The sequence below is a fragment of the Herbinix hemicellulosilytica genome, from assembly GCF_002904165.1.
GTDB classification, from domain to species: domain Bacteria; phylum Bacillota; class Clostridia; order Lachnospirales; family Lachnospiraceae; genus Mobilitalea; species Mobilitalea hemicellulosilytica.
Genome location: NZ_CVTD020000029.1, coordinates 38607 through 53900, shown reverse-complemented (window position 1 = coordinate 53900; position 15294 = coordinate 38607). Strand labels below are relative to the sequence as shown.

Genomic DNA, 15294 nt, shown 5'->3' with positions numbered 1-15294 from the left:
AAAGCGAGGTAGAATTAATGGCTTTCACGGAAAAATCGAAAGAAGAATTTTTGCAATTGTCTGATGAAAATAAAGAAGAAATTGAAACTCTTATGGATATAGTAATTAATGAAAACAAGGAGGCTCTCGAAGAGTTTGCAAAATTGTGATGGTTTAAGCATCAGAAAAACACTTCACCTGTATTAATAAATAACAGAGGATGGATTGTAAAATCCACCCTTCTCCATAATAATTAAAATTTATCAATATCTTCCACTCTATAATACTCCTTTGTAGTTGCTCTAATATTGTTCTTTGCTACTGTTTTTATTTGTTCTAATTCCTCGGCAGACAACTGACCTCTTGATATTAGTAATTTTAATAATTCATCATTTAAATTTTTAATATATGACAACATATCCATAATGTTACTAAATTCAGGCTGGAAAAACTTCGAAAGAGGTGATTCTTTGTTGTCGTAAATATCTTCTACAAGTACAATATCTTTTTTAATATAACCATCATTTTCTGACCAGATAACTTTGCCGAATCTCATTTTTTTAACTTCATCACTAATACCTTTTCTGATTACATCAAAGTACTTATTTTCCTTTGTAGCCATATCAAGTTTTTCAGCATCTTCTTTTGATAATTTTATTTTTGCTTGTATTATGATGGCATCATCATATTTTTCGGTAAATTCATAAGGTGTAACTTCAACTCCTGCAATAACTAAACTGTCTATTTTTAGTCTCTCTATTTCCTCTAAGTATAAAGTATAAGTATAAATAGTATCTTCATCAGAATAATTTTCAGTATAACTGTAGGAATGGTTCACTAACTTATACTCCTTTATATTAATACCGTTATTGTCAGTACTAAAAATCCCCCCATCTTTAACTTTATGCAATTTGTTATTAAAATCCTCTTTCAGGGTTTTACCCCTAACTTGCAAACTAAAGGAAAGTGTCTCAAGTTGTTTTCCTGTATGTACTGACAATTTTGGTTCACCATAACTAACATTTGATGCATTAATTATATGGTCTGATAACTTCAATCTCAACATAATATCCCTCCATATACAAATAATGGACAAGTCAAATATACCATAAATCATTAAAATTTGTCTACATTGAGAAATTATACATTTATGATTTTAATAAATTTTATTACGAGATGCTCTAACCATCATCTCTACAATTGATTGAAGGCTTTGAAGTGATTTTTTTATATAAAAACATTTTTAACTCAATACTGATTTATTTCGAATATTAAACTACATTACAAACAATTCAAATTTGTTTTATATATTAGCGAATTAATAGAACTATTTCGTATGCCAATGCATATATTGTTTTTTAACTATTGAACTTAAGTTTTTGTATAACTTCAATATAATCTTCCACGTCAAGCACTTGTTCTATTTTAACATTACCATTATTTACTAATTCTGATAACTTTATGATTTTTAACTCTTTTTGATTTGCAAATCCTAAATCTTCAATTATTTTTTGGCCATCATCAGTAATATAATCTTCTAGTTCCCCTTTTTTTAGTATAAAAATATTACTTGCTTTTAATTTGTCTATATAATTGTAAACTTTAAATTTTATATCTTCATAATTATCTAATATTCTATAATTTACTTTTTTGGTTACTTTAGGTCTCACATACTGCCATATCTCTTTTAACTTGTCATTATATTCTTCAGTAGCACAAATTTCGTCTATAACAGTACATAATGATTTTGCATCCATACTTTTATCAGGTTTTAATAATTTCTCTCTTATATCTTTGCTCTTTATCCACGGCTCATCAATTGGTATTATTTCATTTAATGACTTTCTAATATCATTCAATTCTTCCTGAGAAAACTCATTTATAAATTCATCGATATCTTCTAATCCATTATGGAGAATATCAAAATCAGCAATAACATAATATTCAATTCCTAGACAAGATAATACCTCCATATATGGCTTGAAGAAAGATTTTCCACCTACTTTGGCTACACTAATATTGCTATAATCCAAAAAACCTTTTTCTTGATAATAATGCTCTGCTATTAATGGTATTAAATATTCCTCGCCACCTTCTACCAATATAACTTTGTCTGCAAAAAATATTTCTGCATTCTTAGTCGATATTATATTTTGAAGTTTTGCAAGTTCTTTATGCTTACCTGTCTCCATTTGTATACATCTTGTTTTTGTTTTTCCACTAACCTTCTTAACTACTATTATGTTGCCTATATCAGTGTTTCTTATAAACTCAGATGAGTGAGTTGTAATAATCACCTGATTTCTATTTGTAGAATTAAGGTTAACAAACTCATCAAATTTATTTGAGACAACCCTTCTAGCCTGCGGATGTAAATATATTTCTGGCTCTTCAACCACAAGCAGTGAAGAGTTTTTATGAAATTTACTACAATAATAAGAAAATAGTGATATTACAACTGCACTCTGAATGCCTGTCCCTTTATCCTCTAATAAACCTTCAACGCCATCATTAACAAATATATTTATTCCTTTATAAATATCATCTTTAGTATTTTGGAGAAGTTGGAAAGATATACTGTTATGATAAATAGCCTTTTTAATTTTTTCTTCTATATCTGATGCAGCATTAGTAAAGATATCATCAGTAATTTCTTTAATTTCACTGAGTTTTTTATCTATTTCTCTTTTTTGACTAGGATTACAGTTTTCCCAGATATCTTTTATTAATCTTCCATACCAACTCCACGTGTTAATCCTAAGTTCTTTATTTATATCTCTAACCGCTGATAAAATTGCACTTGTAATCAGTGAATTCTTCAAATCATTAGAAAACTTTGAGCATCTATAATATTGGTTACCATGCTTTAAAAAAATTGAATATGTTTTTGAATAATTACTCTGCTGATTATCCATATCATAATCCATGTTTTCGATTTCAGCATTTTTTATAACTGAAAAATAAATATATAACTCTTGAGCATTTCTAAATATATCAAACAACTCTTCTGTGTCCTTACAGTATCTTCTATTACTTAGAGTATCAAAATTTTTTATGAGTAACTCAGGATTTTTGTTTGCGTTAAAAAAATCCTCTAACAAATTTTTGTCTCCTACAGTCGCTAACCATGCTCCACTAACACTTTTAAACAATTCTTCATTAATGTCATTTCCCTCTAATTTTACTGCTATAAAAAACGCTTTTTTAACCTTTTCATTTCCATCTTCGTAACATGTAAAAAAGTCTTTCTCATTTATATCTAAATATACTGGGTTCTTCTCTCCTAAAACTAAATCTAATGCTTTAACAATATTACTCTTGCCAGAATTATTTTTACCTACCAATACATTCTTCCCAGGTCTAAAATCAATACTTTCTTTCTCTATACTTCTAAAATTTCTTATTAAAAGTTTTGATACAAACATATCCTTCCTCCTGTATTGATAATACAAAGGCATAACTAATTTCATATTCATTATATATCTTACAAGAAGAATTTTCCACAAAACCTGTCAACAAAACCAGGATTTTGTGGAGAATACAATTAAAATCAAGTGGAATTTTATCTTAATTTGATGTAATAAGCCATTAAAAATTGTCCACAAAACTTTTTAGCCTTACTTTTAAACTTGAAATCAACCTGGTATATAAACTTGAATTTCACCTTATGAGTCCTTAAAATCATAGTAAAATTTATGGAAGGGAGTTTAGTCATGGATACTAAGGAATATTATTTGGATGATTTTGTAGATTATTTAAATAAAAACGATAAATCAAGTGGCACAATATCAACTTATACTACCAATATCAATGATTTTATAAAATACTACACCGAGTCATATGGTGAAAAATTTATCCCAGGAAATGTAATCATGATGGACTTACAAGACTACCGGAATTATCTTTTGAATATCAAACGGCAAAAAGCATCTACCATAAATAATAAAATTGCAGCACTAAAAGAATATTTTTACTTTCTTCAAAGCAATGGCATTATTAAAAACAACCCTGCTGAAAATTTAAAGAAGATACGTACAAATAAACCTACCGCTCCAAAGGGTTTTTCTGACTCAGATTTTAGAAAAATCAAAAGATATGTGTATAGAAGTCAGAAAAATTTATGGATAGTAGTTTTTGAGTTGTTATCTAAAACTGGAGTCAGGGTAAGTGAACTTATAAATATCCGCCTTGCTGATATAACCATAAATGAACGTTCTGGAAATCTAAGAATTATAGGTAAAAATCAAAAAGAAAGGAATATTCCTCTTCATTTAGATGTCAGAAAGGCTATAATTTCATACATGGAAGATAGAGATAGAATGTCCATATCCTCTGATTATCTTTTAATAAGCGAAAGAAAACGCCCTTTTACGCGCTCTGGAATCTTTAAAATACTAAAACGCTGGGCAAATGATACCAATATTAAAATTCATCCTCATATGTTCAGACATCACTTTGCAATTCAAATTCTAAATACACCTAATGCTGATATTAATACTGTACAGTTGTTGTTAGGACATGAAAGTATAGAAAGCAGCGCTATTTATCTTAAAGTGAGACAGGAGGATTTGGAAGAAAGTATTAATGCTATATCAGATTATTAGAAACAAATTTATCTTTAGTTTCAGACTAAAAAACAGGCATCATTTGCCTGTTTTCGCTATCTATATCTACTCTCTATTTTCTTTTCATAATGCCTATGCCTATTATTGAAACAATGGTTACAATCGTAATGCAGACTAAAAGACTAATTATTACATATTTCATAACTCCTACCCTACCTTCTTTATCCTTTACAGGACTTAGGGATAAGGGGTAAGTTTGACCTTATCCACTTATCCACTTATCCCCTTTTCCCCTTACTCCTAATTCTCTAACCCTGCTGCTTTATCATCTTCCACTCTCTCATATTATCTTTTATAACATATCCTGTAACTATAATGAATGGAATTATTGCGAGCCATCTGTATTCAAAAAATAATCTCTGATAGAAATAGAAAATCAGAAAGAACGTTGCGTACCCTACCATTGTAGGTATAACTATGTTAAAAATTATATCTAATCTCTTTTTCATCAATAATCAACTCTCCTTTCTTCTAATATAGTAGCGCGCACAAAGAGATTTGTCAGGTCCAAATTTATAAAATTTCATGTATTTGTAATAAAGTCTGCTATAATTTTTGTCGCCTTAAAACACTTTCAATTCCTTGAAACATATGCCTTTGACCATCTTAACTAATATACATATATAATTAATAGGATTCAGGGCATAAGGTGCTAAAGGGTAATAGGAGTAATAGGGCTTATAGGGACGATAGTAATCTAATAAGATTTTTTATTCTATTCAATGTTAAATACCATTTTCTTCAGTTCATCAACACTGCAAATGCTGGTTACATTCTGAAGCCATTTCATTAAAGTGTTCTCATTCTTTTGTTCTGCAATAGCATAGTAGACATCATCGGGTAAAACTTTAAACTTTTCTAAAAGTATTATCATAATCGATTCCCGCATACCTTCCTTCTTCCCTTCGTCCCTAATCCTTATTCCTACCTCTGTATCCATAAGATATTCCTTTAAAACCTTAACCCCTTGTTCACCTGTAGACCTTGATATGATTTCTGATATCACTGCTACATAAGCCATCCGTTCTTCTTCATCCTTTATACTCTCTATTAAAAGTATAACTTTTCTAAGTGCTTCACTGAAGGATACCGAATGCTTCATAAATGGAAGAAATGCCAGATTTAATTTATCTCTCTTATTAAGTAGGTAGCCTGAAGTAATTTTTTGACTTAGTTCCTCATATACTTTATCTCCGTCAATACTTGATAAATCTACTATTTGAACCTCATAATGCATTGAGCCGAAATTTCTCATTATTTTGCCATCTTGCCTGCTTCCAAAATTTAGGATTACTGTCCTTACCTGTATCTTATACCTTAAAACTATACTCATGTCATAAGTAAACATGCTCTGGAGGTCGGTTTTTATTTCATCATTCATGATTTCTATGTGAAGTAATGTATCATCCTCAAGCAAAAACATCAACAATGGTAGTTTATAATTTTCTATCCTTTCTACTTCCACTATTTCTTTAACCTTTCTTAAATCTAAACCAATCTCCTTGAACGATACCCCTTGAAATATCCTGTTAAAACTTTTTTCATTAATACTCTCTTCCTGAAAAGTTATTCTCATATCCGTCACCTCTTATCCTTACATTTTACTACATCAAACTTTCTCAAAAATAAAAGCACATTCTCCTTAATTATTGCCAGTATAAACCTGGCTGTGAAAAGAGAATGTGCTCTCCGTCTGTTTTTCCAAAATTATTGTAGCGCATATAGATAAAGAAAACAATCTATTCTAATTATTATTGATAAATTACCAAATTTACCTTAGCCCAATTATCATTTCCCCCTGCCTAAAACTTTTACCTCTTTTAATTTGACTTTCCATCTATCTGTGGCTATAATGCTTCAAATTTTGTGAAGGAGTGGTTCAAATGATAAACTTAGAAGTTTTCAGGCTGGAACTGAATTACCTGCAACAGGTTGTGGGGAAGGAATTAGGGAATAAGGATGCAAGGAAGTTAAGTGAAGCAATCACTGGATTAGTCACTTGTTTCCTTAACCCTGCTACCTATTATTCCTTATCCCTTTCTTACATTCAAATAGTAGAACATTATCTATGTCAAGTTCAGCAAAAAACAGAGCCTTATGAATATAAACTAATGCTTAACAACATCCCTACAATAAGGAATTTTATAGAAAAAGTAAAATTTGAAATGCCTAAATGCTAATACAATAAGGCTTTGTAGGATATATTGTCCTATCCCCAAAGCCTTATTCCTTTATCCTAATTTTCCTTATCCTCAATCACCTTGTTCCCTTATAAACTGAAATAAGTCTGAATTATCCATTTCCCTAAAATCATCGGCTTTTATAATATTTGTTAGTACTATCGAGTTATTGTTTTTACTCATTTCACCGACTAGAGTAAACCTAAAATCTTTATCATAGGCAATTACAAAATCCTGGTCTTTTTCTATTTTAATCGTTTCTAGTTGTTTTATAATGTTTTCTCTACTTAATTCATATTCATCAATGAGAGTATCACATTCAATTAAAACCTTATTCATACTGTAATATCTCCTTTCCATATATTACTAGTATAGTACAATATACAAATTTAAAATACCTAAACTCAAACTTTTTACTCAAACAAATTAGGAAATAAATCACCGTAAGTATCAATAAATAATACTTAACCCTTATTCCTATACTTCCTTAATATAAATATACTTTTCAAACCGATGCAATATCAAATATCCCATTTTTATACTGATACACTTTATCCGAAATTCTGTTCGTGTCTGTGTCTATTGCCATTAATGACTTTATTATCGAAATATATTCAGGACGATATCTGGCCACAATTAATGTAGTTGAAGAAGGAATTGCAAAAAGATAATCCTTCCCTATTTTTTTGTGTATTTGATTCTGTAGTGCGGTACTTAACAACAATGTCGAGTTATAGTCTGTAGAATACTTCAGGCAGAATACATCAAGTGTCTTATCCAACTTTACCAGTGGATTGGCCATCTTATTCAAGTTTTCCCATGCTGCCTTTTTCATTTTATCAAAGTCTACATCATCGCTATTAAGTATAAATCTAAAAACTTCTCCGATATCTGAAGCATAAAAAATATCTATATCAGCAAAGGCTTGCTCTCTATAAAACCCTAAATCCTTTTCCCCTTTCCCAAACTCCCTGCTTTTAAGTAATGGATACACATTATTATAGTCTACTTTAAATTTGTATTGATTTAATATTTCATTAGAAACCTTTATATATAATTTCTTTATACTTTCATAATCCGTAACCTGGTATTCTTTATACATGCTATTGATTGGCAACTCCACATGGGTCACCCCTGTACCAAGGCGGATAAATTTTTCTTCTTTCTTCACTTCAGGAAATACCTTCTTAAAATCATGTAGAATTTTTTCTGTGAACTCATCAACAGTAAGCATCCTTTCATCCTCCTTAAACCGTGTCCCTTTATTCTTAAGCCAAGCACTAACGTCACTTTTCTTTCCTAATGACCAATCAATAATTTAAAAAGGCACACCCCCATTACGTTTAATTCCAGTTGCAAAACTGGCCGTAAAGGAGATGTGCCTCCGTCAGTATCTTTTAATTTTCTATAAAATAACTATTCTACAACTATTGTACGATATATTATTTTTTCTACTTGGTTTGAAATATCATTCTTAACTAAATAATCTTCCACATCTTGAACTGTCCCAATACTCTCAGAAGCCTCTCTCAATATGCTTCTATCCATTGAAGGTATATAATGGCATATATCTTCTATAATGTCATCCATAAAAATATGTGCGCACTGTGTTTCTTCAGGCCCTAAGTACATTCCATGCCTAAAATATCCTTCTTTGTAAGGAACATTTCCTCTATAGTATAGTTTCCCTTTACCGTGGGCATGAAGTTCCTTTATTCCCCCTATATATTTTATATCTCCATTTTCATATGGTATTACAACAGTTTTGATACTGCCTTTATAAAACTCATTATTAAACTCTCTACACAATTTAAAAAACTCTATTTGCTCGCGTGTTAATATAGTACCTACGCCATCCCTGTGTTTTACGCAATCATCTGTTTGTACTTTATTAATTCCTATCACCTTGCCATCTTTTCCTTTTTTTATCATATAAATTTCTCCTTTAAAATTATTATGTTTTTAACTAATATGGAATCAATACCCTCCATATGTAATTTTGTTTAAAGGAAAGATGATTTTATATATAGGTCAAGACCAACAAAGATTTAATTATCAAGGTTCTAGGTTTTTGTTATAAAATAATAAGAAAATTTTACCACAACCTTCTATCATGCGCAAGAGCCCTCCTTACAGTCTTTCATCTCTAAATGCATCGGTAATATATCTGTTGTAGCATTCTACATATATAGACTAGGACGGCTCAACTTCTTTTATAGTTAATACTACCATGCCATAACCACTGGAGTTTTTTCCACACCATTGACATCTATTCATGCAAATTCTCTCCTTAACACCGACTGGAATTACTCTTGAATCCTATTCTTTTCAATCATCCTCTTTGCAATAGAAGTTAACTGCTCTTTTACCAATATCTTTTCTTTCCACCTGTCAGGAATAGCACCAAAGCCGTAATAAACTCCAGCCATTCCACCGGTAATTGCGGCTATAGTATCCGCATCTCCTCCAAGATTGGCCGCTTCACATACAGCATCCTCAAAGGATGAAGTATTAATAAAACACCATAATGCACATATCAAAGTATCAAACACATATCCCGTTGGCTTCAATTCTTCTTTTGATACCTGAAATACCTGCTTATACTCTGGATACTTTTCAATATGTTCTCTTATAGCAGGTACTTTAGGCTTATCATTTAGATAATCATAAACTAACAGATTATAAAACTGGCAGGCATCCGTTGCTTTCTGGTCATAATGGGTAAGAACACTTTGGGAGGCAGTTATCTCCAGCATTTTTTCAACATCAATGTAATATAAAGCAACTGGCAAGCACCTCATTAGTGAACCATTCCCAGCACTCATACCACCTGTTGCCTGATGAGCATAGTAGGCAGTTTTCATCCAGTCATTGCTTCGCTTGTATTCACCAAGTGCAATTCGGATAATGTTGCCGATATCTTTAGGTTTGCTATCATACCATTCAATAAAGTGTTTTCCGATATCTTCGACAGGATTCTCTGGATTGTCCAGGATGCCTTCTGCGACAGCAATAGTCATCATAGTATCATCGGTCACTTCTCCAGGTTCCAAGTTCCAACAGCCTCCACCTATAATATCTTTTAAATATCCATATTTCCTTTCAATCTCATCCTTTGACATGAATTCCAGCGTTCCGCCAAGAGCGTCTCCGCAAGCAACACCAAAAAGCCCTCCGAGTATGCGTTCATATCTATCCACCATAAAATACACTTCCTTAATTAGGATTTTTCTATCTTTTTCAGTAAGTTCCCTTCAATTATCTTTCTGTCACTTCCATAAATCCAGTAATCAATGCTGCTGGTTTCCCACGGGTAATATTCATTTCTTCTTTTTAAACGGTCCAAAACAGTATCCCCCAAATCTGCCTTTCTCTTTTCAAAAGAAACAAATGCAATGGGGATATCTTTACTCATAGCATATTCTTTTGCATCATGCCAATTATGCTTATACTTGTCTGCACCATTTGTATAATTTAGCATAACTAGCAGGCCAAAACTAAACCCATCATAATCTTTTGTATTTTCCATATATGCAGCAATTGAATCTATCTTCTCCAAATATTTAGACACTATCGTTTCAACCTCAACTACTATAAAAGGTTTATCACCTTTGCATAATAGGATATCTGCATTTTTTTGCCCTTTTCTTCCCTTGCCGACAAACGGAGAGGGAGCGCCATCCAACACAGAATGGTCAGAAGACTTTTTAATCCATTCACTTGACAAAAGACCAATAATGGAACTATGAGAGTTGCCGTACATTCTGGTGATAATACCCCAATTAAACATCTTGATAAAATCTTCTATAGAAGCAGAAATCATGTTGTTACCTCACTATAATTCATTTTATAATAATATAGTAGTCATACTACCCCGCACACATATTTAATCATATCCCAGGCACCTTAATATAACTCTTATAATCTTGTCCATACTATTAAATATTCTTTAACCACTTCAATATGTATTCAGGACTTTTCTTCAAAATATATACTCGTTTATAATTCTCCTTATTTTCTAATATATCTTCTTTTATAAGAATTTTAATAACACTATAAACCAAAGTTTTAGGAGACTTTTTATAATTTGTTTCCTGCATGATTTTATCATTCAATAGTGAAGATATTGTAGATGTTTTTATATAATCCTTATTATATCGAGCAAATTGGTCAATGATGGTCTTAACAATTTCTCCAAAAATATGTACTGGTATAATATTAGGGTAACTGCTGCTTTTGTCAGGTCTTACCGTTTCAATCCTTATATTCTCATTTTCTCTCTTCCATGTTGTTCTATCTGCCACATCTTTTATGTCTTTTTCGTTTTCCTCTTCAATTTCTTCGGTATCCTCTCCATTATTGCTATAAATATAACTTCCAAATGCCTGATTATAAGAATTTCGCAACTTAGCAAGTTCATTCATATGGCTTTCAACCTGCTTTAGCACTTGTAATGCGTTTTGTATTTCTTCAACTTGACCATTCTTACTGCAATCAGGTATATACTCTTGCAGGATTTTATTTTTGAGATTTTCTAAACTGTCCTCCAGCAAATCGTATGAAGCACTTATATCCTCAATTTCCTTTTTAAAAACTGTATTCATGCTCATCCCCTCAATATTATTTTTTTAATACTACTAACCTAATTCACACTTTTAAGATTTTCTTATATATTTATGAAACTTGGTTTCTACCAAACCTAAATAACTCACCCTAATACCCAAGATAACTTAAATACTTACTATATTCCTCCAGCCTGCTCCTAATCAGCGTGTCATTCGGGTCTAAGCGTATGGCATAATTAAAATAAGCCCTTGCCTTTTTAAAGTCTTTTCTCTGGTCGTATGCGTGACCAAGTTTTTTTACTATATAGAGCATTCCAGGAGTCTTTTTATTAATATCCTCCAGAATCTCTATGGATTTTTCCTGTTCATTATTTAAGCCATAAGCACATGCTAGTTTATATCTATAGTTCAAGTCATCTGGATTCCTTGATACCAATTTTTCATAAACTTTGACTGCTTCCTCATATCTTTTTAGTTCAAAAAATAATTTTCCTTTTAAGTATAAAAGGTTATCTTCTATAGCCTCTCTTCTGACATCCTCTATCTCCTTAATATTTATGCCGTTTAACACATCCATACTGTCGAAATATCTACCCTGCAGAAAATATGTATAAGCAGTATGATATAGTATGTCAGCAGATTTATTTCCATTCTCATACTCCGTTTTTAGCAGTAGTTCTGCCTTATCAAATTCTTTATTCTTATAGTATCGGATTACTCTTTCTACCCAATCAGTATCCTCATATCTTACTTCAACCCGCTCATTGTAAGAAATAATATTGCTATTTCCATTCCTTAATACCTCTTCGAAATCCCTTTTTACTTCCCTCACATTCTGATATCTTTCTTCAGGGTTTCTTTTAAGTAATTTTATAATAATTTCTTCAACTAATTCGGGTATATTATCATTTATCTCCCTTGGTTTTGGGTAAGGCATATTATTAATTAATTGATTGGCAGTTTCATGAGGAGTCCTGCCAGTTAAAAACTTGTATAAAAGCACTCCTAATGCATATATATCCGAGTTAAGATACCTGCGGTTAGACCCAGCCACTTCTGGAGCCATATAAGCCCAGGTGCCTCCACCATCAATTGTTTTTATAAATAAATCTTCAATCAGTTTACTTGTACCAAAATCGGTTATTTTTGCAATTTTCCCATCTGTCAATATATTTTGAGGTTTAATGTCTCCATGACATATTTTCTTTGAATGTATATATTCTACACCATCTAGTATTTGAAAAAACAAGTTATATATTTCTTCAAAAGTTCTGGGACTCTTAAATCCAGTTTCACATAACTCGTCTGATAGTTTATGCCCGTTAAAGTACTCCATTTCTATCAGGAAAACCCCATCCACACGTCCCATCCAGTATATAGAAATAACATTTGGGTGATGACTCCCGATGAATTCTTTTCCTTCCGATAAGGTGTTGTCTCCTCGTTCCTGGTCCTTTGGTATTTTGAGCGCCACTGTTTGCCTATTTTCAAGGTTTATTGCTTTCCATACATAACCAAAAGAACCTTCATCAATAAATTCTTTTAGCAAATACTTATCCCCTATACTCAAATCTACTTGCGGATGAAAATTAACTGCTTTTTTCTTCATAATTAACCTACCTCTACCCATTGATTTAGTGTTAAATTATCAACATTACCTGAAGCAACACAACGATAAACCAGATAGGTCGTTTTTAAAGCATTTATTCCTCGTACGTAGGTACCATCATTTTTCTTAAAGCCATTATCCAGTATTGATATGCATTCTTCAATATCTTCTGGATTCTCCCCAGCATAACTCCAATATACAAACAATATAATAGGTACATTCCCGCCCAACTGGTGGTAAGCAAGAAGCAGATTTTGTATCTTTTCCTTGATTTTTAAATCTTTTCGTCTATTCTTTTCATATCTTTCAAATTCACAAATCAATATAGGGCTATTATCCTCTTTCGAATACCAAATAGAATCTGGTCTTACTTCGTTAACTTTTATTTCGTAACTGGCCTGGCTCTCTGCAACCATTTGTCCGTAGTGGCTTCTTTCAGAATATGGATATACAGGACATTCCGAAAGAGATGCAACCCCCTCAACAAATCTTCCTATAGCAGTTATGTAATTAAGGCCTATGGTATGAACAGTTTCTGAATAGTCCCTCACTCCGAATTTTGTCATCATAGGGAACATTTCGTTTCTAATTTTACCTTCTTTAAATTCTTTTTTTATGAAGTCAATGATTGTTTCCTTATTCATTGAATGCTCCCCATTCCTTGATAACTTCAGGGGATTCACCACCATGTATAAGTGCTTTTGTCCCAACTTTTACTAACAGTGGTGCAGGTATTGACCTACCATTTATCAACGCTTCTCCCGTTGATAAAGATGGCAATTCTTCAATATCAGATGATGAAAACATATCTGACGTTCTTGCTATAAACCTCTGGTCATCTGGATTCTTTAATCTCATTGTAATTATTGTATTACATTGCGACGTAACATCAGGGTCCAATTTTGACGGTCTTTGAGAAATAATCGCAAAGCCAGTACCAAACTTTCTTCCTTCTGCTGCAATCTTCTTAATAATTTTTTTAGATATACTTGGGATGCCTGCTGGTGCAAAATTATGCCCTTCTTCATAAACAAGGAAACAGGGCCTTATCTGTCTTTTCTTATCCGATGCTGCCCTCATAATCTCACTGGATATTAGTGCTGTTATAATTTGTTTAGCATCATCAGATAAGCCTTGTAAATCTATTATAACAAGCCTTCCCACGTTATTTCCCTTTTCGCCAATCATATCATAAATATCTGTAGGCTCACCTATAGACCTTGTGTAAAAACTCTTTGCTTCATTTATCACTCGGGTTAATTTCATAGAAGCCACTGCCGCACTTCTATTATTCAGTGCTTTGGCTTCACCTTCAGTCAAATTGTCCCAATTCTTTAGTTCCTCAAGCCCCTGTTCATCAGAGAGTAGATATGTTAAATCCTGAATATCTCTTGGTGGATGATTATATTTTGCTTTCCAATACCTGATTGCAACATCTAATACTCTTTCCTGGGCTTCTGTCAAACCGGGAAGAATGGAAGATAAATCATCCATATCGAATCTGTCGAATTGCAGGGCTAAGTGATGATTTTTCCCACTATACTTATAATCAAAGGAATCAATCTGGGGAGTATAAACTTTTATTCCACCACCTGCATTCTGCATTTTTATTAAATTTTCCTGAATCCTTTGAATACTCTTCTTTTCCCTCTCATCCTCAATAAAATCAAGATTGTTATTAAAATGTATCTCTCCCTTTTCAAACGCTTTGCCATATTCTCCATGAACATCAAATACAACTACTGTACCATTCATTTCTGCTACAAGCCTCTCAATAATTCTACCCACAGTATATGATTTCCCTGAACCTGTCATTGCCAGCACAGCCAAATGTTCTGTAACCAGTTTGTTTACATCGAGATAAACAGGGACTATATTACTTCCCTTGTCGTATCCAATCAAATTACCTATGTTAATGCTTGTATTCTCATCAAACTTATAAAACTTTGACAAAAACTCATAGTCAACACCATATACCTTTTCCCCTGGGTTAAGGGGTCGCCTGGGTATTTTTATCTGCCCATAGTTATCCCTGTATCCCACCAGTTCTATGGTCCCAAATAAAGTCTCCCCAGTAACTTGTGCACCTGGTAGTATCTCAAGAGATGACAGCCCCTCCCCCATATTGGAGTTATATAGAATATTGCTTCTGGATATGGATACAATTCTCCCGAGAACATATGTATCCCCATCTTCTTCCGATTCTCTATGCTTGATTTTTACAAACTCTCCTCTTTTAGCAGAAAAACTGTTTTCGAGAGCAATCTTTAAATCATTAGGATTGCCTGTATTGCCGATAAGTTTACCTATGTATTTATCCACCATCAATCACCCCT

General features: G+C 32.3%; 16 protein-coding genes. 3 read left to right on the top strand and 13 right to left on the bottom strand.

Annotation, left to right across the window (positions count from 1 at the left end):
• Positions 1 to 17 precede the first annotated feature (17 nt).
• A complete protein-coding gene (locus tag HHT355_RS13885; protein ID WP_278320059.1) occupies positions 18 to 149 on the top strand; it encodes a hypothetical protein in 132 nt (43 codons plus the stop codon).
• Positions 150 to 232: 83 nt separating this feature from the next.
• On the opposite strand, the gene HHT355_RS13140 is transcribed toward HHT355_RS13885, so the two are convergent.
• On the bottom strand, positions 233 to 1045 hold the full coding sequence (locus HHT355_RS13140) for a hypothetical protein (RefSeq protein ID WP_103203899.1): 813 nt from the start codon (positions 1043 to 1045) through the stop codon (positions 233 to 235).
• A 292-nt stretch (positions 1046 to 1337) separates the two neighbouring features.
• Complete coding sequence (locus HHT355_RS13135) at positions 1338 to 3404, bottom strand: ATP-dependent nuclease (protein ID WP_103203898.1); 2067 nt, start codon at positions 3402 to 3404, stop codon at positions 1338 to 1340.
• Between the two features lie 288 nt (positions 3405 to 3692).
• Between HHT355_RS13135 and HHT355_RS13130 the strand changes: the two genes are divergently transcribed.
• Positions 3693 to 4583, top strand: coding sequence for a tyrosine-type recombinase/integrase (locus tag HHT355_RS13130; protein WP_158245975.1), 891 nt, complete (start codon positions 3693 to 3695; stop codon positions 4581 to 4583).
• Between the two features lie 269 nt (positions 4584 to 4852).
• Here HHT355_RS13130 and HHT355_RS13125 read toward each other — a convergent pair whose 3' ends face one another.
• Both HHT355_RS13125 and HHT355_RS13120 read right to left on the bottom strand, forming a co-directional pair.
• Positions 4853 to 5053 carry a hypothetical protein gene (locus HHT355_RS13125; RefSeq protein ID WP_034843320.1) on the bottom strand — a complete coding sequence of 67 codons (201 nt, stop codon included), beginning with the start codon at positions 5051 to 5053 and terminating at the stop codon, positions 4853 to 4855.
• 266 nt (positions 5054 to 5319) lie between these two features.
• The gene (locus tag HHT355_RS13120; RefSeq protein ID WP_103203896.1) at positions 5320 to 6180 is read right to left on the bottom strand and encodes a hypothetical protein; all 861 of its coding nucleotides are present in this window, start codon (positions 6178 to 6180) and stop codon (positions 5320 to 5322) included.
• A gap of 307 nt (positions 6181 to 6487) precedes the next feature.
• Here HHT355_RS13120 and HHT355_RS13115 point away from each other — a divergent pair, with 307 nt between their 5' ends.
• Entirely contained in the window at positions 6488 to 6784 is a 297-nt protein-coding gene (locus tag HHT355_RS13115; RefSeq protein WP_103203895.1) for a hypothetical protein, read from the top strand.
• A gap of 72 nt (positions 6785 to 6856) precedes the next feature.
• Here the strand turns inward: HHT355_RS13115 and HHT355_RS13110 are convergent, their stop codons facing one another.
• The 9 genes from HHT355_RS13110 to HHT355_RS13070 form a co-directional block, all read right to left on the bottom strand.
• Positions 6857 to 7123, bottom strand: a complete 267-nt coding sequence (locus HHT355_RS13110) for a hypothetical protein (protein ID WP_242967690.1) — start codon at positions 7121 to 7123, stop codon at positions 6857 to 6859.
• Between the two features lie 166 nt (positions 7124 to 7289).
• On the bottom strand, positions 7290 to 8018 hold the full coding sequence (locus HHT355_RS13105) for a DUF1444 family protein (RefSeq protein ID WP_103203893.1): 729 nt from the start codon (positions 8016 to 8018) through the stop codon (positions 7290 to 7292).
• A 182-nt stretch (positions 8019 to 8200) separates the two neighbouring features.
• On the bottom strand, positions 8201 to 8716 hold the full coding sequence (locus tag HHT355_RS13100) for a hypothetical protein (RefSeq protein ID WP_103203892.1): 516 nt from the start codon (positions 8714 to 8716) through the stop codon (positions 8201 to 8203).
• Positions 8717 to 9090: 374 nt separating this feature from the next.
• A complete protein-coding gene (locus HHT355_RS13095; RefSeq protein ID WP_242967689.1) occupies positions 9091 to 9987 on the bottom strand; it encodes an ADP-ribosylglycohydrolase family protein in 897 nt (298 codons plus the stop codon).
• Positions 9988 to 10004: 17 nt separating this feature from the next.
• Positions 10005 to 10607: a hypothetical protein gene (locus HHT355_RS13090; RefSeq protein ID WP_103203891.1), complete on the bottom strand. Its 603-nt coding sequence runs from the start codon at positions 10605 to 10607 to the stop codon at positions 10005 to 10007.
• Positions 10608 to 10722: 115 nt separating this feature from the next.
• Complete coding sequence (locus HHT355_RS13085) at positions 10723 to 11388, bottom strand: hypothetical protein (RefSeq protein ID WP_103203890.1); 666 nt, start codon at positions 11386 to 11388, stop codon at positions 10723 to 10725.
• Positions 11389 to 11497: 109 nt separating this feature from the next.
• On the bottom strand, positions 11498 to 12958 hold the full coding sequence (locus HHT355_RS13080; protein WP_103203889.1) for a serine/threonine-protein kinase: 1461 nt from the start codon (positions 12956 to 12958) through the stop codon (positions 11498 to 11500).
• A gap of 2 nt (positions 12959 to 12960) precedes the next feature.
• Complete coding sequence (locus HHT355_RS13075; RefSeq protein ID WP_103203888.1) at positions 12961 to 13602, bottom strand: hypothetical protein; 642 nt, start codon at positions 13600 to 13602, stop codon at positions 12961 to 12963.
• Complete coding sequence (locus HHT355_RS13070; protein ID WP_242967688.1) at positions 13595 to 15283, bottom strand: helicase HerA domain-containing protein; 1689 nt, start codon at positions 15281 to 15283, stop codon at positions 13595 to 13597. The genes HHT355_RS13075 and HHT355_RS13070 overlap by 8 nt, the downstream gene beginning before the upstream one ends.
• Positions 15284 to 15294: the final 11 nt, after the last annotated feature.